Source organism: Chryseobacterium sp. Tr-659, from assembly GCF_011752975.1.
Lineage (GTDB): Bacteria > Bacteroidota > Bacteroidia > Flavobacteriales > Weeksellaceae > Chryseobacterium.
Window position 1 is genome coordinate 146,979 of sequence record NZ_VWWP01000007.1, and the last position, 24,704, is coordinate 171,682.

Sequence of the window (24,704 nt, forward strand, 5' to 3'; positions counted from 1 at the left end):
ATGATATAAAAGCTTATGTGTATTAATTAAAAAAGCTGTATTAAAAAATTAGAGTTATGGAAATGGTTATTTTCACTGGGATTCCTGCAAGTGGAAAGAGTTCCTTTTACAAGGAGTATTTTTTCAATTCGCACATCAGAATCAGCTTGGATTTACTGAACACAAGAAATAAAGAAGGAAAGTTACTTCAGTATTGTTTTGAAACACAATCAAAGATGGTCATTGATAATACGAATATAACGAAAGAAAGCCGGAAAAAATATATTGAATACGCTCTACATAACAAATATGAAGTGATCGGGTATTATTTCGAAAGCAGTATTCAGGATTGTTTGGAACGAAACAAAAACAGAAAAGATTCTATCAATGAAATTGGAATAAAGGCGAAATATAAAGAGCTGGAAAAGCCATTATTTGAGGAAGGTTTTGATAAAATATTCATAGTAAAAATTGTAGGAGAAAAATTTGAAATTTGTGATTATGAAATTTGAAGAAATAGAAGCTTTAATGCGCAAAAATGAAAGTCTTTCGGAACAGTATGTCCTCCCGGAAAACTTTATTGTTGTGAGATTAGACGGAAGAGGATTTACAAAGCTCACCAAAGAGAAACTGTCGCTTGAAAAGCCCTTTGACAAGAGATTCAGTGAGGTGATGGTTGATATAACAAAGCATCTTTTTAACATTGGATTTAAGGTCATCTATGGTTATACTCAAAGTGATGAAATTTCACTGCTAATCCATAAAAATGATAATACTTTCAGCAGAAAAATAAGAAAAATTAATTCTATACTAGCGGGGGAAGCGAGCGCTTTTTTCAGTTTGCAGTTTCAGGAAATCTGTGTTTTTGACTGTCGAACAATTGCCATTCCTAATTTGGAAATGCTTCTGGATTATTTTTGCTGGAGACAGGAAGATTCTCACAGAAATTCACTTTCGGCTTATTGTTACTGGACATTAAGAAAAAATGGATTGAGTGCAAAGCAGGCTACGGAAAAAATTGAAAAGATGTCTATGACTGATAAAAACGAATTACTTTTTCAGCATGGGATCAATTATAATACTCTTCCCATATGGCAAAAAAGAGGGATAGGAATTTTAAATAAAGAAGTGAAAAAACAAAGTTTCAATCCTGTTACAAAAGAGCCTGTTGTTTATTTGAGAAACGAACTGTTTGTGGAAAAAGAATTGATGATCCGCGAGGAATATAGAGTTTTTTTAAGAGAAATTTTTGATACATTTTAATTTTTTGAAGTCAACTTCCACAATTATCACCAGAAAGAAATATAAAATTATGACCATTTCAGACCTAAAAAACAAAAACCTCCTCCTCTTCGAAGCCATCTCCGGAAGTCGCGCTTTCGGATTAGCAACGGAAACTTCAGATACGGATATCCGTGGGGTATATTACCTGCCGAAGGAAGATTTCTTTGGGCTGAATTATATTCCGCAGATTTCCAATGAAACGAATGATATTACCTATTATGAAATCGGGAGGTTTGTAGAATTATTGCAGAAAAATAATCCTAATATTCTGGAAATTCTGGCCAGTCCGGAAGATTGTATTCAATATAAACATCCTTTGATGGATCTGCTGAAAACGGAGGATTTTCTTTCGAAATTGTGCAAAGATACTTTTGCAGGATATGCCATTTCACAAATCAAAAAAGCGAAAGGTCTTAACAAAAAAATTGTAAACCCACTTGATAAAGAAAGAAAATCAATTCTGGATTTCTGTTTTATCCTTGATGGGCAAGGTTCTGTATCTTTGAAAAAATGGTTACTGGAAAATGAAAAAATTCAGGAACGCTGCGGATTAGCAGGCATTGATCATACAAAGGGAATGTTCGCTTTGTTTTATGATAACTTCGGAAATTTGGGCTATAAAGGAATAACTCAACATGAAGAAGCCAACCAGGTTTCCGTATCATCCGTTCCGAAAGAAGAGAAACCGACTGCTTATCTGTTCTGCAATCTGGATGCTTATTCCGTTTACTGTAAGGAGTACAGGGAGTATTGGAAATGGGCTGCTGAGCGTAACGAAGACCGGTATAATGTCAACCAGATGCATGGCCAAAATTATGACAGTAAAAATATGATGCATACGATCCGGCTGCTGCAGTCGTGTGAACAGATATTTAAAATCAACGCTCTGAAAATCCATGTAGAAAACAGGAATGAGCTGTTGGATATTAAATCAGGAAATCAATCTTATGAAAAGGTGATGCAAAAGGCAGAAAATCTTATACAAGCTATAGAAAGTCATTATTCAAACTCCAGCCTTCCAGACTCTCCGGATCTGGAAAAAACAACAAAACTCCTGGTCCAGATAAGAGAAAAACTATATAATAAGTAATGGATAGTGGGGTGATTGGATTCCAGCACTCCACTTTCAAACTCAATAACTCACTTCTTCGAAGCCTTTGCGATTGGGTTATAATCCAGACAGATCTTGATCCAGTATTCAAAGTCATCCGGTTTCTGAAAACCAATGGGTTCTACGTAGCAATAGCCCTGAAGCTGCTTTTCTTTCATAATCATCGGCAGGAAGCCTTTCTTTTCCGAAACCTCATCTTCCAATTCAGGATCATAACGGCACATGAGATTATCGTGACTCACATTAATACACATTTTTCCGTTCACAAGAAAAGATAGTCCGCTGAACATTTTCTTCTCTTCAACCTCAATATTTTCAACAATTGAAAGTCGTTCACGGATGCGGTCGGCAAGTTCAATACTATAAGCCATGATTTCAGATTTTTTATCATTTAAAATTAATTAAAAACTGCGATTATAACAACATTTACAATACTTCATTTGGAAGATCATAATTCAAAAAAATAAAATTTTATTTAAATTAATTATTGTTTTACGATAATTAATTATACATTTGCAATATCAATTAATGCTCGTATTATGAACCAGACCAAAATTATTTCGAGGATTTTATTTTATATCTGCTCTGTATTGTCAGCAGGATATTTAATCACTTTTGCGTATTCCTTATTCTCTCTGATCACCGGATTCTCGGTTACACCTTACAGAGAAGGACAGTTCCTTCACATCAATTATCCATTTACAGAAGAACCATTTCTGAATATAGAAAACAATTACCCATATATAATATTCTCTTTTATATTAGTCCTTATCACTTATGGAATCTTTTTTTGGTTATCTGCGAGGGTCTTCAAAGTATTTTTCCAGCAGAGGCTTTTCACTCAGGAGAATATCATCCATCTTAAGAAATTTTACCTATATAATATTTTCATTCCACTTCCCTTAGTTATTATCGCGAGTTTCTTTGTGGAAGTAGAGAGTATGATCTGGGGACTGGTGTTTATTCACTTTATGCTTGGAATTTTCTGTCTGTTTCTTGCGAATATCTTTAAGCAAGGACTACATTTGCAAAACGAACAAGACCTATTTATTTAAAATGCCAATTATAGTCAACTTAGATGTAATGCTTGCCAAACGAAAAATGCAGAGTAAAGAATTGGCAGAAAAGCTGGGAATCACTCCTGTGAATCTTTCGATTTTAAAAACCGGAAAAGCCAAAGGTGTACGCTTTGATACCCTGGAAGCCATCTGTAAAATCCTGGAATGCCAGCCGGGAGACATCCTTGAATTTAAAGAGTAGCTGACTAGAGTCTGAGAGTGAGCGTGCAAAAACTACGCATATAACCTCCAGCGTCCCGCTTCCAGCCACTAATTCCTAATTTCTAACCTCTAAAATAGCTGCCAAAAGGCGGCCTGTCATTCTATTATCCAAACACAACCTTATGAATACATTATCTATTAACAACCTTAGCCTTACTTACAAAAATGGTTTTCAAGCCATTAAAGACATTTCCCTGGAAATTAAAAACGGCATGTTCGGTTTACTGGGGCCTAACGGAGCTGGAAAATCGTCTTTGATGAAAACAATTGTCGGGCTTCAGAAACCAACTTCGGGAACTTTACTTTTCAATGATGTAGACATTATTAAAAATCCGGATTACATTAAAAAGAATCTTGGCTTTTTACCACAGGATTTCGGGGTATATCCTAAAGTTTCAGCTTATGATCTGCTGGACCACATTGCTGTATTGAAGGGTATTATCCATAGTAACCAACGTAAAAATCAAATCCTGAGCCTGCTTGAAAAGGTTAATCTTTCAGATTTTTCGAAAAAAGAAGTACATACTTTTTCTGGAGGAATGAAGCAGCGTTTCGGGGTAGCCCAGGCATTATTGGGAGATCCGAAAATCATCATCGTTGATGAACCTACTGCAGGACTGGATCCGGAAGAACGTAATCGTTTCAATGCTTTACTGAGCAATATCAGCCAGGACATGATCGTCATTCTCTCAACCCATCTTGTAGAAGACGTAAGAAACCTCTGCTCCGAAATGGCTGTAATGAATCATGGACAAATCCTCAGAAAAGGAAATCCTGGAAAATTAATTGCAGAGCTGGAAAACAGAATCTGGTCAAAACCCATTGATAAAAACGAGCTGGAAAACTATGGTTCAAATTATGAAATCATCAGCAGACAGTTGCTGGAAAGAGAGCTTCATATTACCGTATTTTCTCAGGAACATCCCAAAGATTTTATTCCCGTCACACCTTTACTGGAGCATGTTTATTTCCATACGCTAACCTCAAAACCTTAATCATGAACACTATATTTTTATTTGAAGCCGGACGCAGCACCAAGCACTGGCTCACCTACCTTGTGGCTTTAATGTTGACTGCCCTTGGGATTTTCTGTGGCAATCAGTTCAATCTTTCCGTTGGAGAAGGAATCTATTTAAACGCTCCCTACACCATCGGATTTATGACCGGAATGCTGAGCCTTGCGGTTATTTTCTTTGCCACAATTTATGCATTATACCAGCTTTTTAAAGATCAGGATTCGAAATTTGATGTTATTCTGTTTTCTTTTCCTTTTTCAAAATTCACTTATCTGAAAGGTAAATTCTATATCTATTTCCTTCTAACATTTCTAAGTTTTGCTTTTTTAATAACCGGATTGATAATCGGACAAATGATGAGAAGCGGAAGTGAAGTGCAAGAAAGATTTAATATCTTTTACTATCTGTATCCATTAGTGATCTTTGGATTCATCAACAGTCTGCTCGTTTGCAGTTTCCTGTTTTTCCTCTCTCTTATAGTCAGAAAAAAGCTATTGGTTGTTGTTGGAGGTCTGCTTTTGTATGTTTTATATATGATCGTTTTACTCTTTTCCAATTCCCCGTTTATGGCCGGAAGTCTGCCTCAGTCATTGGAAACGCAGCAGCTTTCAGCTTTAATTGATCCGTTCGGATTATCAGCTTACTTTATGCAGGCTCGTGAACTTACGGTTCATCAGAAAAATATGCAGTTTGTACCTTTTACAGGATATTTATTATTGAACAGAATTCTCTTTCTGCTCATTTCCATAGCATTTTTTCTTCTTTCCTTTAAATTATTTTCATTTTCAAATGCTTCAAGGCAAAAGGTGAAAAATGAAGTTGAAAAAGCTCGGATCTTATCTGAAACTATCCCATCGGAATATTCCGTTGCTTCATCTGATTTTAATTGGGAGGCTTCATGGAGATCCGTAATCTCATTTGTAAAAATTGACCTGATTTATCTCTTCAAAAGTATTGCTGTTCCCGCCGCATCCATCTTGGTGCTATTTTGTGTCGGAATGGAAATGTACGCAGAGATTGAAAAAGGAATTCGTCTCCCGCAGAAATATGCAGGTTCAGGATTAATGGCTGTAACTATCTCAGAAAATTTTCATCTGCTGGGACTGCTGGTTTCTGCTTATTTTCTTAATGATCTGTATTGGAGAAGCCGATTATCAGGCTTTTTTCTGATCGAAAATACTGCATTTTTTGCCAGAAATAAATTAACCGGACATTTTATTGCAATCAGTGTTCTTTTGTTTTTCTTTACAGGAATTTTAATTGTCCAGGGAATTGTTTTTCAGGCAGCATATCAATATTTTCATATCGATTGGAACGCCTATCTGGCAGTTTTTCTTTTCAATACTTTCCCTCTGATCTTATTCTCCGGATTTATTCTAATAATCAATAATAAGATTCGGAATAAATTCATTGCATTAGGCATCTCCGTTCTTTCCGTTTTTATTCTTGCAGGACCGGTTTCCGGGAAGTTTATTTCTTATCCTCTTTTCAGAATATTTTCAGACTTTAAAGGCAGTTATAGCGATTTCAACGGATATGGTATTTATGAAGAATCTTTTGCTCAAAGATTATTATTCGGGGCTGGCATCATTGCTATTTTGTGGATGTTTAACAGATGGATCAATAGTAAAAAAATCCCTGTCGGTTCATCTGTTTTCAGTCTGGTATTGCTTCTTTTGGGAAGCTGGACCGGAATATTATTTATGAAAGGTTATATTCCAAAAGATGATGAAAAATCAATATTGACTTCGGTTCAGTACGAAAGGAATTTCAGGAAATATGGGAGGCTTCCACAACCTGACATTACGGATATCACGACTGAAATCAAACTCTATCCTTCTGAAAATTCGTATCAGATCAATGGAAAGTATACACTCAAAAATCAAACAGATAAACCTGTCAGTAAAATCCTTGTCAATTTTAACGATGATCTTAAAATAGAGTCTGCAGTATTTAAATCCGGATATGAAACTATGAAAATTACCAATCTCGTTACGGAAGTTAGTTTAAAGCACCCTTTGCAGCCCGGCGAAACAGCAAGTATGGACTTTACATTATCTTATCAATGGTATGCAGTCAATGGCCATCAGTCTTTTAATGCCATCATTGAAAATGGTTCTTTTATGAGGATCAGCAGATATTATCCAACCATCGGTTACCAGAAGGATTATGAAATTCAAGACAAAAATACACGAAATAAATACCAGCTTGGAAAACTTACCGAGTTGAAAAAACCTGAAGCTCCTGAAGTTTTCAAAAAAGATTTTATCAATCTGAATATGATCATTTCAACTGAAAAAGGCCAAACCGCCGTAGGGACAGGTGATCTTGTCAGAAAATGGAATCAGGCCAGCAGAGATTATTTTCTATATAAAGCAGACCAAATTCCTTTCCGTTTTGCTGTTTCTTCTGCGAAATATGAAATAAAAAGCATCTATTACAAAGGAATTACAATCAATATTCTGTATCATAAAAAGCATTTTGAAAATGTGGATCATCTCCTTGAAAATGCAAAGCTTACTTTAGACTACTGCCAGCAGAATTTTGGAAAATATCCATTTAAAACCATCAGTTTTTCAGAAATATCGTCTTTTACCCGAGGTTTTGCTGCCACCGCCTACCCTTCTGCTATCTTTATGCCTGAAGATATGGTTTTTCATGCCAATATTCATGCTGATAAGAACCAGGACGTCATTAATGAACTGGCTGGCCATGAGCTGTCTCATATCTGGTGGGGAAACAGTCTGATCAATCCTGATGACAGAGAAGGATCTGTTATGCTCACCGAAACTTTGGCGATGTACACGGAGATGATGCTTTATAAAAAAATGCACGGCTCGGAACAAATGATGGAAAGAGTAAAAGTACATCAACAAATCTATGATAATGAAAAAGGATTGTCCGAAAACGTCCCACTCTATAAAGCTAAAGGAGATGATACCCATATTTCCTATTCAAAAGGGGCCGTAGTAATGGTTGCACTCAGCCACTTAATTGGTGAAGACCGTGTGAATACAGCTTTAAAAAATTTCCTTATTCATAATCAGTACCCGAAAAAACCAACGTCGCTGGATCTTCTCAATGAATTGTATAAGGTTTCACCGGATGCCCAAACCACGAAAAAGATTGAAAAATTATTTAAAACCATAGAAAATATTCAAACGGGCTCAAACTCTGAAACACTCAATAATAAAGCAAAATCAGAAGAACCTATTGGAAGTTTTTGATTTAATCAGATTTTTTTTTCAGGATGTTGTAACAAAATAAAAATGCAATCAACAAATTAATTGACATATCAATAATTGATATATCATTTTTTAAATCTGAAAATATGGAAAAATTAAATTCAATTATATTCTACAATATAGACAAAACAATCAGAGCTTACAGAAACTATGCACAGCGTGAGCTGAAAGCCAATGGTTTTACGATCACAATTGATCAGTGGCTGATCATCAAAGCGATTCTGGAAAACCCGGGAATTACCCAGAATGAAATTGGTGATCTTGTTTTCAAAGACAATGCTTCTGTAACGAGAATAATTGATTTAATGGTAAAATCTGAATATATCGTAAGACATGTTCATCCTGATGATCGTAGAAAAACCAACCTGGAAGTAACAGATTCAGGGAAAAAGATCATCAAGGAAGTTCAGAGTATCGTTGAAAAAAATCGAAAAACGGCTCTGAAGGGAATTTCAAAGGATGAACTTGAAGTGATGTATTCGGCTTTACTTACAATTTCAGAAAACTGTCTCAACCCTAAAAAGTAAAATACGATGACCAGAATATTCTCACTCTTATTAATCTGGATACTGATGCTGTTCAGCAATATAGTTTCCGCACAGGCGATGCAAAATCTTTCGCTGTCAGGAAATATCAGATCCGATAAAACAGATCAGCTGGAGATCCATCTCTTTGATGCTGATCAAAAATTAATTAAAACAGAAATTACAGACTCTGGCGGTACCTTCAGCTTTGAAGACCTGAAAGGGGGAACCTATCGTTTAAAGATCACCAGAAACGGCTCCGAGGTATATCATTCGGAAAACATCTCATTGGCAGAAAATAAAAAGCTCCCTCCTATTGATCTGAATGTAAAATCTATTGAAGGGGTAACGATCACCAAAACCAAACCTCTGATTGAAAGACAGGACGGCAAAATGATTATGAATGTTGAAAACAGTATCGCCAGTACAGGAAATTCTGCTTTTGAAGTATTGGAAAAAGCACCGGGAGTCACTATTGATAACAATGATAACATCAGTCTTCGCGGAAAAGGAAATCTTCTGATCCAGATTGACGGTAAAAATACTCCCATGACCGGAAGTGACCTGGCTAATTATCTTAGAGGAATACCTTCTTCTACTATTGAAAAGATAGAATTCATCACTAATCCTTCATCAAAGTATGATGCGGCGGGTTCTTCCATCATCAATATAAAGCTCAAAAAGGAACAGAGAAAAGGTACCAATGGAAGTGTTTCAACCTCTCTGGGAATGGGAAAATATATTAAAAATAATAACAGTTTAAGCATCAACCACAGAAATAAGAAAGTCAATATTTTTGCCAACTACAGCTTTGCGTATAGAGAAGCATATAACAGACTGGTGCTCGACAGAAATTTTTATGACAACAATATCTTTACAAAAGCCTATATACAAGATAATTTTCTAAAGTTTAAATTCAACAATCACATTGCAAAAGCCGGGATGGATTATTATATGAATGATAAAAATATTCTGGGTTTTTCGGTAGGTCTTATCTCGAATAATTTTAATCTTAATGGTGATAATTCCAATCTTACAGTTGGCAGTACCCGTCGGCCTGAAAGTACTTTTAATACGCTTAATGCTTCTAACGACAAATGGACTAATGTTTCAGTTAATTTAAATCATAAATACACTATTGATTCTTTGGGTTCGGAAATATCTACCGATTTTGATTACATCAATTATTCAAACTCTTCTTTACAAAATTTTGAAACCAGAACACATGATATAGCCAGCAACCAGGATTATCTGGATATCCGGAAAGGTGATCTGAACGGCAAGCTGAATATTTATTCTTTAAAGTCTGATCTTACCAAAAACTTCAGCAACGATTGGAAGCTGGAAAGCGGGATTAAAACCAGTTTTGTAAAGACTGATAATGATCTGAAATTCTTTAATGCAACTACAGGAACTCCTGTTCCCGATCCTAATAGAACCAATCATTTCATTTATGAAGAAAACATCAATGCTGTATACGGAAATGTTATTAAAAAATGGGAGAAATTTAAAGTAACGGCAGGATTAAGGTTAGAAAATACGAATGTGAAAGGAACTCAGATTACCACTAATCAGATCAATAAAAGAAATTATACCCAATTATTTCCAAGTGCTGTTTTTTCTTATGATCTGACAGAGAAAAGCAGCCTGGAAATTAATCTAAGCAGAAGAATTACGAGACCAAGTTATAATCAGCTAAATCCTTTTAAACTCTATCTTGATCCAACAACAATGGCAGCGGGAAATCCAGACCTGAACCCACAAACAACAATGAATTACGAGCTTACCTACAGTATCAACAATAAATATTTTGCAACCGTAAGCTACAGTAGGACATCGGATAATATTACGGACATCCTGAAACCTATTGTAGAAGGCGGCCAGAATGTTACGGTACAGACCTTTGAAAATCTGAACTCGGTATCTTATTATGGGTTAAATCTGATTGCACCGGTAAAAGTTACAAAATGGTGGGACATGAACAACAGCGCTAATTTTTACTATGGCTCATACACCGGAAATCTTTCAGGAACGCAAATTAATAACAAAGGCAACTTCACTTTCAGCATCAACAGTATCAATTCCTTTAAACTTGGAAACGGATTCACTGCCGAGCTTACCGGAAATTATAAGGCCAGAGAGATTTATGCTTATCTGAATGCAAGTCCGAACTGGTATCTGAATATTGGAGCCCAAAAGAAATTTCAAAATAATAGTGTCCTAAAACTTTCCTTTACGGATCTATTTTTTACAAGCAACCTCAAAGGACAGACTGTTTACAATAATTATATAGAAAACTTTGCAGTGAAAAGAGATACACGTGTGGCAACACTTTCTTACACCTATAATTTCGGATCTTCTAAAAACGGACAGCCCAGAAAAACCGGAGGTGCCGATGATCTGAAACAAAGGATTGGAAATTAATAGATGCTGGAAACACATGAAACAAAAAAATCCCTCAAAACTGAGGGATTTTTTATATAGTAAGAATATATCTTATGCTTCGTTAGAAGGGGTTTGGTTTTCTGCCGGCTTTTCACCTTGTGGCTTTTGTCCTTCCGGTCTTCTTTGACCTTCTGGTCTTCCTTGTCCTTCTTGTCTTGGTTTTCCTTCCGGTTTTGGAGGTCTTGGTAAAAGAACTTTACGGGAAAGTTTCATTTTCTTACGATCATCATAACCCATGAACTTCACTTCTACTTCATCACCTTCAGCATAAGGAACTTTGTCTAAACGAGCCCATTCAATTTCAGAAATGTGAAGAAGCCCTTCTGTTCCTTTAGCAATAGCTACGAAAGCTCCGAAATCCATTACTTTTACTACTTTACCTTTGTAAACTTCGCCTACAACCGGTACGAAAGTAATTTCATTGATCTTAGCAATAGCAGCGTTGATTTTTTCTCTGTCTGTACCTGCAATCTCAATACGTCCGATTTCTCCGATTTCTTCGATAGCAATAACAGTTTCTGTATCTTTCTGCAATTGTTGGATAATTTTTCCACCAGGTCCGATTACAGCACCAATGAAGTCTTTTGGAATCTCCATTACTACCATTTTCGGAGCGTGAGGTTTCACGTCTGCTCTTGGCTGAGAAATTGTTTCAGTGATTTTATTTAAGATGTGTAATCTTCCGTCTTTAGCCTGCATTAAAGCTTTCTCCATGATATCCATAGAAAGTCCCTGGATCTTAATATCCATCTGACAAGCTGTGATACCGTCTGCAGTACCTGTTACTTTGAAATCCATATCTCCCAGGTGATCTTCATCTCCTAAGATATCGGAAAGTACGGTAAATTTACCTGATTTTTTATCAGTGATCAGACCCATAGCAATTCCTGAAACCGGTTTTGTGATCTGAACTCCTGCGTCCATCAATGCTAATGTACCTGCACAAACAGTTGCCATTGAAGATGAACCGTTAGATTCAAGGATATCGGAAACAATTCTGATTGTGTATGGGTTTTCTGCAGGAATTACGGCTGTTAAAGCTCTTTGAGCTAAGTTTCCGTGTCCTACTTCTCTTCTTGAAGTTCCTCTTAAAGGTCTTGCTTCACCTGTAGAGAATGGAGGGAAATTATAATGTAAGAAGAATCTCTCATCATGCTGCGTGATTACGCTGTCGATCATGTTTGCATCTTTTACAGAACCTAGAGTTACTGCTGTCAAAGACTGAGTTTCTCCTCTTGTAAATACGGCTGAACCGTGAGCACCCGGAAGGTAATCAACTTCAGACCAGATTGGACGGATCGTTTGAGGATCACGTCCATCAAGACGGATATTGTCTTCAAGGATCATCTGACGCATAGCTTCTTTCTCTACGTCATGGTAATATACTTTAACGAAAGGAGTTACTCTCGCCAATTCTTCTTCATTTTCAGCATACTGAGCTAAAAACTCTTCAAGAACCGCTTTGAACTTCTCACCTCTTTCTTCTTTATTGGATGGAGTTTTTGCTACTTCATATACTTTATCATAGCACTCTTTCCATACTTTTTCACGAATCTCTTCGTCATGCTCTTCGTGGCTGTATTCTCTTTTAGGGAAAGCTTTTCCTACTTTTTCCGCTAATCTTTCCTGAGCTTCAATTTGTTTTTTGATTTCTACGTGAGCGAAGTTGATAGCTTCAATCATTTCCTGCTCGGAAATTTCCTTCATCTCACCTTCAACCATTACGATAGAGTCTTTAGTAGCTCCTACCATAATATCGATATCAGCTTTCAACAAGTTTTCGTAGCTTGGATTAACAGACATTTGTCCGTCAATTCTTACTACTCTTGCCTCAGACATTGGCCCGTTAAAAGGAATATCTGTAATTGCAATAGCAGCAGAAGCGGCAAGACCTGCCAATGCTTCCGGCATTACTTCTTTATCATAAGAGATCAAAGAGATCATCACCTGTACTTCTGCATGGAAATCTTCAGGGAAAAGAGGACGCAATACTCTGTCCACTAATCTCATTGTAAGCACTTCATCATCAGATGGTTTTGCTTCTCTACGGAAGAAATTTCCAGGAATTCTTCCTCCTGCATAGAACTTTTCTCTATAATCTACTGTTAATGGTAAAAAGTCTACACCAGGATTTGCTTCTTTGTTGGCTACAACAGTTGCTAATAGCATTGTTCCGCCACACTTAACCACTACAGATCCGTCAGCCTGCTTAGCCAGCTTTCCCGTTTCAATAGTGATCTCCCTGCCATCTGCAAGGGTAATCGTTTCTATAAACGCTTGAGGTATACTCATAAATTTGCTTCTTTATACTCCGTATTGAGTATGATTAATATTTAAACTCTTTAAATTTTCGTTTGCAAAGGTAACGTATAATAATGATATATTAAATTTTTCGTTTGCATAAATAGGCTCTTAAAATACAAAAAATTGGCTATCAGTTGATGAAAGAATCAAAAATCACCATCATTATTCATAATTTGTAAAAATAAAAAACAGTTTTTTAAAGATAATGCATTGAAAAATCCTCGTGTTTTTGTATTATTGTCTCAAAAAATGAAAATAATATTTCAATCTGAAAAAAAGTATACATTTCATTATAAAAATCATTAAAATAATTGCAAAAACATAGGTTGATCCCTATATTTGCCCTACTTCACCAAATACAATGCTGTAGGCAAAAAAGCTAAGGCCTCGTCCTTAACACAATAAATAAATGTTTATGATTAATAAAGAAGTACAATCACCAGGCAGGAATTATACGGTTCCATTGATTACCATCACCCTGCTGTTTTTTATGTGGGGATTCATCACCTGTATGAATGATATCCTGATCCCTTATCTGAAGCAACTTTTCAAGCTTACCTTTTTCGAATCTATGCTGGTACAGTTCTGTTTTTTCGGAGCTTACTTTATAGGATCGCTTATCTATTTCCTGATCTCTATTTCCAAGGGAGATCCAATTAATAAATTAGGGTATAAGAAAGGAATTTTATTCGGAATCTTTCTTGCGGCTTTTGGCTGTATTTTATTCTATCCGGCGGCTACGTTTTCTTATTACCCGTTGTTTTTAGGAGCTTTATTCATTCTGGGACTGGGTTTCACTGTATTACAGATTACCGCCAATGCTTATGTTTCATTACTTGGAAGTGAAGAATCCGCTTCCAGCCGTTTGAATATGACCCAGGCTTTTAATGCTTTCGGAACTACAATTGCACCGGTATTGGGGGGCCACCTTATTTTTGAATTTTTCTCTGCTCCTGACGGATCATTCAGCGCTGTGGCTACAAGAATTCCATATCTGATTTTTGCTGGGATTCTTTTACTGGTTGCTTTATTGATCTCAAGGGTAAAGCTTCCGTCATTCCAGATGGGAGGAGAAGAGGTTGTAAAAGGCTGGGGTGCTCTTGAATTCAATCATCTGAAATTTGGAGTATTTACCATGTTCTGCTATGTAGGCGGAGAAGTTGCTGTGGGAAGTTTTATCATCAGCTTTCTGGAACAGCCACAAATTATGGGCTTTAACGAAATCATCAGTAAGAATTACCTTTCACTGTATTGGGGAGGAGCTATGATCGGGCGTTTCCTTGGGGCTATATCATTAAATCAGTCATTAAGCCAGGATAAGAAAGCAATCTATATGCTGGGTGCGGCAGGGGCGGTTTTCCTTGTTATCTTCAGCATCGTGAATCTTACTTTCTCTCAGATCAGCTTTTTCCTTGTATTTATTGTTCTGAACTTCATCGCCTTCTTCATAGGTAAAGCAGCTCCTGCAAGAACGTTATCAATTTTCGCAGCGATCAATGTTGCATTATTGATTTCCGCTATGGTCAACCATGGTGAACTGGCCATGTATAGTATTTTAGGTATTGGAATTTTCAACTCTATCATGTTCTCCAATATTTATACACTGGCTATTTCAGGTTTGGGGAAATATACCAGCCAGGGATCTTCTTTGGTGGTAATGGCAATTTTAGGAGGAGCAATTGTTCCTATTTTCCAGGGATATCTTGCAGATCAGTTTGGGGTACAGCATTCATTTATCATTCCTGTATTCTGCTATCTGGTGATTCTCATCTTTGGGGTTTACTGTACCAAATATCTTAAACATGTAGAAGCTACAGAGACTAAATCAGGCCACTAACAATCATTACGAAAATAGTATATAACCGGAATATCTTTGATATTCCGGTTTTTTTTCATAAATTTTAATCCGTAACTTTTTTTATTAAAAAAGAGACTCATCTGATAAGATCATTAAAGCCTATTCTCATGAAATTGCAGTTAAAACTTGAATATGCAGCATTTCTTCTATTAGGAATTCTTGCTTTTGCTCAAACAGAATATTCATGGTGGTGGTTTGCAGGCCTCTTTTTTGCGCCTGATATTTCCATGCTGGGATATACCATTAATAATAAGGTAGGAGCTTTTTTCTATAATCTCTTTCATCATTTTGGAGCAGCCATTATTGTTTATCTTGCCGGAACAGCTTTATCCCTACCCTATTTACAGATGATTGGAGCTATCTTATTTTCTCATTCTGCCTTTGATCGGATTTTGGGTTATGGATTGAAGTATCCGGACAGCTTTAAGAATACACACTTGGGGAAGATTGGAAAGAATGCGGAGTAATTGTTACCTGCTATCAACTGCCCGTCAAAAATTCTTTGAATATTAACCACTTCTCCGGAGGATGGGTATTTTTGTGACTTTTGTGGTTACATTAAAAATAAAAAAGCAACCTCTTTCGAAGTTGCTTTTTATTTTGAAAATCTTTATAGATTATTTTCTTAAACCTAGTTCAGCAATAATTGCTCTATATCTTGCGATATCTTTGTTTTTAAGGTAATCTAGTAAGCTTTTTCTCTTACCTACCAATTTCACTAGAGATCTCTCTGTGTTGAAATCATGACGGTTAGCCTTTAAGTGCTGAGATAAGTGATTGATTCTGAAAGTGAAAAGTGCAATTTGCCCTTCAGCACTTCCTGTGTCTTGTGCAGATTTTCCGTGTTTTGCGAAAATTTCCTGCTTTTTGTCTGTTGTTAAGTACATTCCAATATTGTTTAATGATTATTATGTAACGGGTGCAAAATTACGACTTATTTTTGATTCTGCAAACATTATTGATTTCATAAATCAAATTTGATAGAAAAAAATGTTAAAAATTTCTTAATAAATTTTATGCATTCCAACGAAAAGGCAGTAATTTTGCATTCGAAATTACAAATGAAAAAAATTATATTTTTTACAGCGGTCACTACTTTTTTATTCATCGGCTTTACTTCGGTAAAAGCTCAGAGAAATGCTGATGATAAAGTAAAAAAAGTCCTATACTTCAATCCTGAGGTAGAACCTGATATTGATGAAATAAAGGATCCCACCAATAACGCCTTTTTTGATGCTGTTTCCGATAACTTCAGCGGAAGAAGAAATAAAATGCTTCGTGCAGAAGTTCAGGTACCTTATGACAGCATAGATAAACAAACCATTGTAGATTACTGTGTTAATAACGATGCTGATTTTGCTATTGTTTCCAAAGTGAGATATTTCAAAGTGGGGCTTGGGAAATATGTTTTCTCCAATCAGGTTGTTGTGAGTATGAAACTTTTTGGTGCCGATGGAAATCTTGTTACAGAATCAGATCATGATACGTACAGAAAAAATATGCGTCTTTTAGGATCTACCGTTAATTCCATTAAAATAGGTACGGAAGGAGCTATGAAAGGCATCCTTAAAAAGCTTAGAAAATTAAAACCAACAGAAACGGAACTTTAGTTAAAATAATGAAAGTCGGTTTTGCTTTCCAGATTAATTCTCAATGAGTCTGATGATGTAAACTGATACTCTTTATTATTCTTTCTTTTGTTTTTCATAGACCATTCCCTGCTATTCATTTCTATTTTACAGACTATCTGAACGAACTTCATTAGTTTAGCTTTACATTAAATCTAATCATTATGAAGAATCTAAAAAAACTTAGCAGAAACAATCTGAAAGGGATCTCAGGAAGTATTATACGCCTCCAAAAATGTCAATACCATTTTGAATGCCCCGGAGGTTCATGCTGCCATAGAGCATGTGTAAGTTATCCTTGCCCTGAGCTATAAAATTCCGTATTAAAATGCAAAGCGCTTGTTGTATAAAACAGGTGCTTTTTCTTTTTAACGAACACAACTACCTGATTAACAATTAAATATTTTCACCAATTAATGAATAATATAAAAATATTTATTATATTAGTATAACATTAAAATCTAAATCACATGAAAAATCTAAAGAAACTCAGCAGAGAAAAAGCAAAACAAATTAACGGAGGAGCTATTGAAGGATGCAGTGAAAGTAATCCTTGTACGGCTGGATGGTGCTGTTTTGGCATCTGTTCTCCTTTCATTTGCCTGGAATAAAAAAATTATATCAACCTATTTAAACTTATGATTATGAAAAATTCAAATTTTAAGAAACTCAGCAGACAAGAGCAAAAAGAAATTAAGGGTAACGGAATTATTAGAGGCTGTACAGAACATTTTGAATGCCCGGGTGGTTCATGCTGCCGAAACAGATGTGTTTTGTATCCATGTCCTTTGGAATAATTCAGAAAAAAATATCAGCCAACACCTGTTTTCTACAGGTGTTTTTTTTAAACAACATTCAATAAAGTACTGATTCATAATCAAATATTTTCACCGGATAATGAATAATATGAAAATATTTATTATTTTAGTTCAACATTAAAACTTAAAACATATGAAAAATTTAAAGAAACTCAGTAGAGAAAAAGCAAAACAGATTAATGGTGGTATAGGACCTACAAAATGCAGCGAAACAAGACCTTGTTTTATTGGATTCTGTTGTAGAGGTGCATGTATGGAGTATGCATGTATTGAAGATTAGTAAGAAATTTTTTAATCTTATTACAATTAATCATCATGAAAAATTCAAATCTAAAAAAACTCAACAGACAGGAACAAAGAGGAATAAACGGAGGTGCAATAAAGAAATGCGGTGACGATTCGGATTGCGGACCTTACAATTGCTGCACAAACAGTGTCTGCACATACATTCCTACTTCAGAATGTGGACCAATTTAAAAAAATATTGGAATTTTAAAATTTAATTTTTTGAACATCCGTTTCGGCGGATGTTTTTTGTTCTTATTATGAAGCACTAAACTTTAATTAATCCTTAATTTTGTCAGTTTATTGCTTAGTCTTAAAAATTTGAATTATTTTTGCATATCCAAAAAATTTCACGTTTTGAATTCTAGAGACGAACTTATCTTCAACCCTGCCGATATTGCCGAAACTCTCAGTGAACTTCCTGCTGATGAGAGGCTACTCGCGTTCCTGAAAGTTCCGAAAGAATACAAAGCTGAAGTTTTCTCACATCTGGATCCTGATTTCCAGGAAGATACCATCAGAAGTATTGGAAGCGATGAAGTTTCCGAGATCCTGAATGCAATGACTCCGGATGACAGAACTGCCCTTTTCGAGGATTTTCCGGATGAACTGATCAAATACTCTATCAATCATCTTAATCCGCAGGAAAGAAGAATTGCCTTAAAACTTCTTGGTTATAATTCCGATTCTATTGCCCGTCTGATGACTCCATATTATATTCAGATCCGTAAGGAATGGACTGTAAAAAGATGTCTTCAACAAATTAAAAAGGTAGGAAGAAGAGTGGAAACCATGAACTACCTATATGTTGTAGATGAAAGGAACCGCCTGATTGATGACCTTGCTATCGGAACTTTATTACTGGAAGAGGAAGATACGCTGGTTTCTGATATTACAGACAATCATTTCGTTGCGATTACTACTACAACCTCCAAAGAAGATGCGGTAACCTATTTCGAAAAATATGACCGAGGCGCCCTTCCTATTATTACAGAAGCCGGTGTCCTGGTAGGAATTGTAACTATTGACGACATTCTCGATCAGATTGAACAACAAAACACGGAAGATATCCAGAAATTCGGGGGATTGGAAGCACTAGACCTTCCCTACACCCAAACTTCATGGACTGAAATGATTAAGAAAAGAGCGACCTGGCTGATCATTTTATTTGTTTCGGAAATGCTGACCGCTTCAGCAATGGGATATTTCGATAAAGAGATTCAGAAGGCTGTTGTACTCGCATTATTTGTTCCTTTAATCATCTCCAGCGGGGGAAATTCGGGATCGCAAGCTGCCACATTGATTATCCGTGCCATGGCACTTCAGGAAATCAATCTTAAAGACTGGTGGTATGTTATGAGAAAGGAAATCATCTCCGGATTATGTCTCGGAGCTATTTTGGGGGTTATCGGGTTTATAAGAATTATGCTTTGGCAGCAAATTGGTCTTTTTGATTACGGCCAATACTGGGTTTACGTAGGATTAAGTGTTTCTGTTTCCCTGATTGCGATTGTACTTTGGGGAACTTTATCAGGTTCTATGATTCCGTTTGTCTTAAAAAGATTAAATCTGGACCCTGCTACTTCTTCTGCTCCATTTGTCGCAACATTGGTGGATGTTACCGGACTTATTATTTATTTTACAGTAGCCGGACTTTTCTTAACCGGAAAACTTTTGTAATTTTAGGCATCCTCTAAAATGCCAATATGAAAATCGTTTCTCTTGTACCCTCTATTACTGAGGCTTTATTTGATCTGGGACTTACCGAAAATGAAGTTATCGGCAGGACAAAATTCTGTATTCACCCACAGGATAAAATAAAAAATGTCGCTGTTATCGGTGGTACAAAAAACATCAATATTGAGAAGATCAAAGCCCTAAAACCCGATCTCATCCTTGCCAATAAAGAGGAAAATGTAAAAGATCAGGTGGAAGCTTTAATGAGTGACTTTAAAGTCACCGTAACCCATGTGGAAACTATAGAAGATAATTATTACCTTCTTAAAAATCTTGGGAAACTTTTCGGAAAAGAGGAAAAAGCACAGCTTTTCAACCTTAAAATCTATGAAATCCTCAATCAGGCAAAGCTTGAATCTTCCGTAAAAGCGGCTTATCTCATATGGAAGAATCCATACATGACGATTGGTTCAGATACATTTATTCATCACATCTTATCGGAAATAGGTTTTCAAAATATTTTTAAAGACCAAACCCGCTATCCTCAGATTGAAATTAAGGATCTTGCAGACGCAGATGTTATTATGCTTTCCTCCGAACCGTTTCCTTTTAAAGAAAAACATATTGAGGAACTGCAAGTCTTTTATCCGAATAAAAAAATCATGATTGTAGACGGCGAAGCATTTTCCTGGTATGGAACTCATATCGCGAAATGTGAGAATTATTTTAAGGAACTTCTTGCTGAAATTCATCTGATGCAGCAAAGCTGATTCTTAATAATCATTTTTAAACTCAAAACATTAAACTTTAATTTGTATGTCTGATACAGTTATATTATCTGAGGGAGCAGAATTTAATCACGTAATCCAGGAAGTTTCAAAATACATCAATCTGTATGTAATGGCATTTGAAAAGAATGAAAGAACCATTATACGCATGGATAAGCGTGAAAATATGTATGGTGGAAACGGCATTGTATATATGCTGCAGATGTTTGATCAGAAAGAGCTCGCTAATAATCGTTTGGCGGCTTATATGGTTTTATTGAACAAGGGCGATGAATCCGGGTTTCATACTCATAATGCAAGAAATGAAGAAGAGCTTTATGTTGTCATCCATGGAACGGGAGAATATAGAGAAAGAACCGGAACGGAGGGAACAATACGTACAAAAAAACTTCGGAAAGGAGACATAACAGCCATCAGTTCCATAGGATATCATTCTGTTGAAAACACGGGTGATGAGCCTTTAATTATGTTTGTGATTACCACGAATAATCCATAAAAAAACTCCGGCTGAAATAGCTGGAGTTTTTAATTTATTTATTGTCAATTTTCAATTACAAAATCTTAGAAACTTCATTACAAAGCCACTCTAATAATTCACGGTCTTCCTCTGTAAAAGGATTGATTTTGTGAGAATCGATATCAATCTGGCCGATATTTTTCCCATCTTTAAAGATAGGAACTACAATCTCAGCTTTTGTATCGATTGAGCAGCTTAAATAATTGCTTTCTTCGTTCACATCAGGAACTACAAATGTTTCATTGGATACTGCAACCTGACCGCAAATTCCTTTCCCGTAAGGAATAATCGTATGATCTGTAGGCGCTCCAACGTATGGGCCTAAGATCAATTCATCTTTATCTCCATTTTTGAAATAGAAACCTGTCCAGTTGAAGTAAGAAATCTCCTGATCCAATAAGTGACAAACTTTCTCAAGTTTTTCTTCTGTATTATGCTTAGGACTTTCAAGAATTGAGGAAAGTCTTTTCTTTAATTCTGACATTGTATATAATTTTTTAAGAGAATTGTTTTAGGGAAAGTTCTTCTTTATAACCGAACATTCCGCGCTCTTTAATCATTTCTGCTACGCCTTCCGGAACCTGGGTTTCCCAGCCTTTGGTACAACAAGCAATTTTTCTCAATATTTCTCTTGAGTAAATTTCCAAAAACTCCGGATTATAATTGGTAATATCTACAATACGGTTATTACGTTTGAAATACTTGTATAATTCTTTCAGGTTCTCTTCTACTTTCAGATTTGAAGAATCCAGCAACTGATGGGTTTCAGGATCTTTATATGGATACAGATACACTCTCATCCCGTTTCTGAAAAATTTACCGAACGCTTCAAGAATGCCTCCTGATAAGTTTTTATAATATTTCTCATCAAATACCATCAACAGGTTATTTACCCCCATCGCAACCCCAATATCTCCACCGGTGTAAGATGCGAAATAATCAATCAGTCTGTAATATTCCGAGAAGTTTGAAATAATAACAGTATAGCCTAATTTGCCAAGAATATCAACCCGATCCAGGAAATCTCTTTCGTCTATATCTCCGTCTGCTCTCAGGTTAGAAATGGTAATCTCTATCAGAACTTCTGTATCTTCCTGCGTACAGGTGGCATCTTTCAGGAACATATCCAAACCGTTCTGAAGCATGTCGATATTTACTTTCGTTACCGGTCTGAAACTTCCTCTTACTGCAAAAATATTTTTCTTATACAATACGTCTGCCGGAAGCATATTATTTCCTTGAGAATTGAAGATCACCGCATCGGTCATTCCATTCTTTACCAGCTGAAGAGACATCAGTCTGTTGTCTACATACGCAAAGGCAGGTCCGCTGAAATCGATCATATCAATTTCCAGGTTGTCTTTGGCTACATCATCATATAGAGATTCAACTAAAGTTCTAGGATTATCAAAATAATTGAAAGCTCCGAAAATAAGGTTTACTCCCAGGTTTCCTAAAGTTTCCTGCTGTAGAGTAGCATCATTTTCCTTGAATTTCACATGGATCACGATCTCGTTGTAGTCTTCATTTTCTTTGGTCTGAAAACGAATTCCTACCCAGCCGTGACCTTTTACAGTTTTGTCGAAGTTAATAGTCGTTACCGTATTCGCATAAGAGAAGAATTTTCTATCGGGATTGTTATCTCTTGAAATTCTTTCTTCAATCAAAGCAACTTCATAACGAAGCATTTTGCGAAGCCTGTTTTGGGTAACGTACCTGTTTTTTGCTTCCTTTCCGTAGATGGCATCACTAAAATCTTTGTCGTAAGCAGACATCGCCTTAGCAATTGTACCGGAAGCTCCCCCTGCTCTAAAAAAGTGACGAACAGTCTCCTGCCCTGCTCCAATTTCCGCGAAAGTACCATAAATAGTAGGATCTAGATTAATTGTTAATGCTTTTTGTTTAGGAGTTAGTTTCTGATACATTAGGACATTAAATTTTTTGTAAATTTACCAAAATTAAACCAACCTCAAAACAAAATGAAGTTGAAATTTTTAGGAACTGGTACTTCCCAAGGTGTGCCCGTTATAGGCTGTACATGTGAAGTGTGTACCTCCGAAAATCCCAAAGACAAACGTTTACGCTCTTCTGTAATGGTAACTACGGAGGAAAATAAAAAAATACTGATCGACTGCGGCCCGGATTTCAGGCAGCAAATGCTTACCAACCATGAACATAACGTAGACATCGCGCTCATTACTCATGAACACAATGACCACGTAATTGGACTGGATGATATGCGTCCATTGATTTTTAAAAGTGGAAAAGACGTTCCACTATACTGCTATTCAAGGGTTGCTCATGAAATCAAAAACAGATTCCCTTACGCTTTTGCAGATGTAAGATATCCCGGAGCTCCTGCTTTTGAGCTTCACGAAATCGAAAACAAGCCGTTTCAGGTACTGGATACGGAAATTACCCCTGTGGAAGTGATTCATTATAAAATTACGGTCTTCGGATATAAATTTAAAAATCTGGCCTATATTACTGATGCCGGATTTATTTCCGATACGGAAAAGGAAAAACTGAAAAATCTGGATGTACTGATCTTAAACTGTATCAGAAAATTTGACCCGCATCCTGCTCATTTTATCCTTCCGGATGTCATTCAGCTTTTTGAAGAGCTAAAACCTAAAAAATTATTTCTGACCCACATCAGCCATCATTTAGGTTTGCATGATATTGAAGATAAGCAGCTTCCGGCCGGAATGCACCTTGCCTACGATGGTTTGGAACTTACTTTTTAAAATATTTTCTCAAAAAAGCTTTTGAACATTGAAAAAAGTTTATATATTTGCACACCAATTTGAAACAAACATCACGTTTGAAGTAAACATCAAGCCCAGGTGGCGGAATTGGTAGACGCGCTGGTCTCAAACACCAGTTCTTAGGAGTACCGGTTCGATCCCGGTCCTGGGTACAAAAAACCTCTGAAATCACTTGATTTTCAGAGGTTTTTAATTTTTAGGGTGGCTGATCTTTCATCTTACAGAAATATTTTATTTTGATGAAATAACTTTAGCAATATTCGCTGAATTTAACGTGAATCCATTGGTTGGAAATCTTTTATAAGAAAGCTGTTTGATTTCATATCGGGTTTCTTTTCCTAATCCTACCTGAACTGAAGTCACTTTTTCATCATATATATTTTTGTTTATATCTATAAAAATTTCACTATCAGTAATAAGTCTGCTTTCAATATTGGTATGTAAGGTATATTTCAAAGATCCATTATTGGATGATATCATTTTTTTCTCCAATTCACGGTCTCCTTCCACAGATTCTTTTAAAACATATGTTGGCATTCCTTTATCATTATATAAAAACTTCAGATTCCATTTGTCCAGGTAATCACTTGCCTGGGTTCTATAGGACTCCATGTAGCCTTTTAGTATTTTAAAATCTTTATGTTTATATTTTTCATATGAAGAGATATATTTTAAATCACCAAAATTATACCCCGGCAGGAAGTCTTCCAAAAAATCAATAAGATCAGGAATGTTTAAATACTCATTAACGTTTTTCTGCAAATAGCTGAAATAAGGGTCATTTAAATAAAATACATCCTTTTCTCCCACTAAAATTGTTTTATCCTTTTCATTGAATGCAATTTTAAGTTTGTTTGTATAACTTTCATTTTTAGAGGTTAACAAAAGAGTATTTTCGTTTTTTGTTAAGGTATATACATCCGGTACTTTCTTCTCCGATACCTGCGAGTCAGTAAATCTGTAAAAAGCAATGCTGTCTTTTTTCGGACTGAGTATATAAATAAGGTTATTTCTATGTATTTTATCTTTTTTATCAATTCTTTTATCATCAACATATTCTCCCTTATCAATAGTTTTATTAACGATATGATTGATAATATATGATTTAGAAGCTTGTGCACAAGCATTTGTATGCAATACTACTAAAATGAATAATATATATGCTAATTTTCTCATT

The 24,704-nt window shown here is 35.9% G+C and carries 26 protein-coding genes and 1 tRNA gene; 21 read left to right on the forward strand and 6 right to left on the reverse strand.

All coding sequences use genetic code 11. From position 1 onward, the window contains the following. The first annotated feature begins 56 nt into the window (after positions 1 to 56). Genes F3J23_RS15535 through F3J23_RS15545 form a run of 3 tightly spaced genes read left to right on the forward strand, consistent with a single transcriptional unit; the run spans position 57 to position 2,353 of the window. Positions 57 to 491 (forward strand): AAA family ATPase, encoded by a 435-nt coding sequence (locus tag F3J23_RS15535; protein WP_167030960.1) that lies wholly within the window; start codon positions 57 to 59, stop codon positions 489 to 491. Continuing rightward, entirely contained in the window at positions 481 to 1,242 is a 762-nt protein-coding gene (locus F3J23_RS15540; RefSeq protein WP_167030963.1) for a tRNA(His) guanylyltransferase Thg1 family protein, read from the forward strand. The genes F3J23_RS15535 and F3J23_RS15540 overlap by 11 nt, the downstream gene beginning before the upstream one ends. A 49-nt stretch (positions 1,243 to 1,291) precedes the next feature. Further along, on the forward strand, positions 1,292 to 2,353 hold the full coding sequence (locus F3J23_RS15545) for a DNA polymerase beta superfamily protein (protein ID WP_167030966.1): 1,062 nt from the start codon (positions 1,292 to 1,294) through the stop codon (positions 2,351 to 2,353). Positions 2,354 to 2,403: 50 nt separating this feature from the next. Here F3J23_RS15545 and F3J23_RS15550 read toward each other — a convergent pair whose 3' ends face one another. Continuing rightward, positions 2,404 to 2,745, reverse strand: coding sequence for a TfoX/Sxy family protein (locus F3J23_RS15550; protein WP_167030970.1), 342 nt, complete (start codon positions 2,743 to 2,745; stop codon positions 2,404 to 2,406). 168 nt (positions 2,746 to 2,913) lie between these two features. On the opposite strand from F3J23_RS15550, the gene F3J23_RS15555 reads away from it, so the two are divergent. The 6 genes from F3J23_RS15555 (at position 2,914) to F3J23_RS15580 (ending at position 10,863) form a co-directional block, all read left to right on the forward strand. After that, positions 2,914 to 3,429 carry a DUF2975 domain-containing protein gene (locus F3J23_RS15555; protein WP_167030973.1) on the forward strand — a complete coding sequence of 172 codons (516 nt, stop codon included), beginning with the start codon at positions 2,914 to 2,916 and terminating at the stop codon, positions 3,427 to 3,429. 1 nt (position 3,430) lies between these two features. Continuing rightward, the gene (locus F3J23_RS15560) at positions 3,431 to 3,634 is read left to right on the forward strand and encodes a helix-turn-helix domain-containing protein (RefSeq protein WP_002980904.1); all 204 of its coding nucleotides are present in this window, start codon (positions 3,431 to 3,433) and stop codon (positions 3,632 to 3,634) included. A 142-nt stretch (positions 3,635 to 3,776) separates the two neighbouring features. Further along, a complete protein-coding gene (locus F3J23_RS15565) occupies positions 3,777 to 4,649 on the forward strand; it encodes an ABC transporter ATP-binding protein (protein WP_167030976.1) in 873 nt (290 codons plus the stop codon). Between the two features lie 2 nt (positions 4,650 to 4,651). Continuing rightward, positions 4,652 to 7,897 carry an ABC transporter permease/M1 family aminopeptidase gene (locus tag F3J23_RS15570; protein WP_167030979.1) on the forward strand — a complete coding sequence of 1,082 codons (3,246 nt, stop codon included), beginning with the start codon at positions 4,652 to 4,654 and terminating at the stop codon, positions 7,895 to 7,897. A 104-nt stretch (positions 7,898 to 8,001) separates the two neighbouring features. Further along, positions 8,002 to 8,442 (forward strand): MarR family winged helix-turn-helix transcriptional regulator, encoded by a 441-nt coding sequence (locus tag F3J23_RS15575; RefSeq protein ID WP_167030982.1) that lies wholly within the window; start codon positions 8,002 to 8,004, stop codon positions 8,440 to 8,442. Positions 8,443 to 8,448: 6 nt separating this feature from the next. Then, on the forward strand, positions 8,449 to 10,863 hold the full coding sequence (locus F3J23_RS15580; RefSeq protein WP_167030985.1) for a TonB-dependent receptor: 2,415 nt from the start codon (positions 8,449 to 8,451) through the stop codon (positions 10,861 to 10,863). A gap of 72 nt (positions 10,864 to 10,935) precedes the next feature. Here F3J23_RS15580 and F3J23_RS15585 read toward each other — a convergent pair whose 3' ends face one another. Then, positions 10,936 to 13,176 (reverse strand): polyribonucleotide nucleotidyltransferase, encoded by a 2,241-nt coding sequence (locus F3J23_RS15585; protein ID WP_167030988.1) that lies wholly within the window; start codon positions 13,174 to 13,176, stop codon positions 10,936 to 10,938. Between the two features lie 427 nt (positions 13,177 to 13,603). Here F3J23_RS15585 and F3J23_RS15590 point away from each other — a divergent pair, with 427 nt between their 5' ends. Together F3J23_RS15590 and F3J23_RS15595 are read left to right on the forward strand one after the other, a co-directional pair. Next, positions 13,604 to 15,025, forward strand: a complete 1,422-nt coding sequence (locus F3J23_RS15590; RefSeq protein WP_167030991.1) for a sugar MFS transporter — start codon at positions 13,604 to 13,606, stop codon at positions 15,023 to 15,025. Between the two features lie 128 nt (positions 15,026 to 15,153). Beyond that, positions 15,154 to 15,513, forward strand: coding sequence for a DUF4260 domain-containing protein (locus tag F3J23_RS15595; protein WP_167030994.1), 360 nt, complete (start codon positions 15,154 to 15,156; stop codon positions 15,511 to 15,513). Positions 15,514 to 15,663: 150 nt separating this feature from the next. Here the strand turns inward: F3J23_RS15595 and rpsO are convergent, their stop codons facing one another. After that, entirely contained in the window at positions 15,664 to 15,933 is a 270-nt protein-coding gene (gene rpsO, locus F3J23_RS15600; protein WP_034692246.1) for a 30S ribosomal protein S15, read from the reverse strand. Positions 15,934 to 16,107: 174 nt separating this feature from the next. Here rpsO and F3J23_RS15605 point away from each other — a divergent pair, with 174 nt between their 5' ends. The 8 genes from F3J23_RS15605 (at position 16,108) to F3J23_RS15635 (ending at position 20,738) form a co-directional block, all read left to right on the forward strand. After that, the gene (locus tag F3J23_RS15605) at positions 16,108 to 16,656 is read left to right on the forward strand and encodes a pyruvate decarboxylase (protein WP_167030997.1); all 549 of its coding nucleotides are present in this window, start codon (positions 16,108 to 16,110) and stop codon (positions 16,654 to 16,656) included. Positions 16,657 to 16,838: 182 nt separating this feature from the next. Next, positions 16,839 to 16,988, forward strand: a complete 150-nt coding sequence (locus F3J23_RS15610) for a bacteriocin-like protein (protein WP_167031000.1) — start codon at positions 16,839 to 16,841, stop codon at positions 16,986 to 16,988. Between the two features lie 156 nt (positions 16,989 to 17,144). Beyond that, positions 17,145 to 17,285, forward strand: coding sequence for a bacteriocin-like protein (locus tag F3J23_RS15615; protein WP_167031003.1), 141 nt, complete (start codon positions 17,145 to 17,147; stop codon positions 17,283 to 17,285). Between the two features lie 33 nt (positions 17,286 to 17,318). After that, positions 17,319 to 17,471, forward strand: coding sequence for a bacteriocin-like protein (locus F3J23_RS15620; protein WP_167031005.1), 153 nt, complete (start codon positions 17,319 to 17,321; stop codon positions 17,469 to 17,471). 154 nt (positions 17,472 to 17,625) lie between these two features. Further along, positions 17,626 to 17,772, forward strand: a complete 147-nt coding sequence (locus F3J23_RS21845; protein WP_410497985.1) for a bacteriocin-like protein — start codon at positions 17,626 to 17,628, stop codon at positions 17,770 to 17,772. A 362-nt stretch (positions 17,773 to 18,134) separates the two neighbouring features. Beyond that, a complete protein-coding gene (mgtE, locus tag F3J23_RS15625; RefSeq protein WP_167031008.1) occupies positions 18,135 to 19,457 on the forward strand; it encodes a magnesium transporter in 1,323 nt (440 codons plus the stop codon). A gap of 26 nt (positions 19,458 to 19,483) precedes the next feature. Continuing rightward, complete coding sequence (locus F3J23_RS15630; protein ID WP_167031011.1) at positions 19,484 to 20,224, forward strand: ABC transporter substrate-binding protein; 741 nt, start codon at positions 19,484 to 19,486, stop codon at positions 20,222 to 20,224. A 46-nt stretch (positions 20,225 to 20,270) separates the two neighbouring features. Then, entirely contained in the window at positions 20,271 to 20,738 is a 468-nt protein-coding gene (locus tag F3J23_RS15635) for a cupin domain-containing protein (RefSeq protein WP_167031014.1), read from the forward strand. A 55-nt stretch (positions 20,739 to 20,793) separates the two neighbouring features. Here F3J23_RS15635 and F3J23_RS15640 read toward each other — a convergent pair whose 3' ends face one another. Both F3J23_RS15640 and F3J23_RS15645 read right to left on the reverse strand, forming a co-directional pair. Continuing rightward, positions 20,794 to 21,243: a GAF domain-containing protein gene (locus F3J23_RS15640; protein ID WP_167031017.1), complete on the reverse strand. Its 450-nt coding sequence runs from the start codon at positions 21,241 to 21,243 to the stop codon at positions 20,794 to 20,796. A gap of 13 nt (positions 21,244 to 21,256) precedes the next feature. Further along, positions 21,257 to 22,684 (reverse strand): TonB-dependent receptor, encoded by a 1,428-nt coding sequence (locus tag F3J23_RS15645; protein ID WP_167031020.1) that lies wholly within the window; start codon positions 22,682 to 22,684, stop codon positions 21,257 to 21,259. A gap of 54 nt (positions 22,685 to 22,738) precedes the next feature. Between F3J23_RS15645 and F3J23_RS15650 the strand changes: the two genes are divergently transcribed. Together F3J23_RS15650 and F3J23_RS15655 are read left to right on the forward strand one after the other, a co-directional pair. Further along, the gene (locus F3J23_RS15650; RefSeq protein ID WP_167031023.1) at positions 22,739 to 23,506 is read left to right on the forward strand and encodes an MBL fold metallo-hydrolase; all 768 of its coding nucleotides are present in this window, start codon (positions 22,739 to 22,741) and stop codon (positions 23,504 to 23,506) included. Between the two features lie 93 nt (positions 23,507 to 23,599). Beyond that, positions 23,600 to 23,679 (forward strand) — tRNA-Leu (locus F3J23_RS15655). A 79-nt stretch (positions 23,680 to 23,758) separates the two neighbouring features. On the opposite strand, the gene F3J23_RS15660 is transcribed toward F3J23_RS15655, so the two are convergent. After that, a complete protein-coding gene (locus F3J23_RS15660) occupies positions 23,759 to 24,703 on the reverse strand; it encodes a hypothetical protein (protein ID WP_167031026.1) in 945 nt (314 codons plus the stop codon). Between the last annotated feature and the right edge of the window lies 1 nt (position 24,704).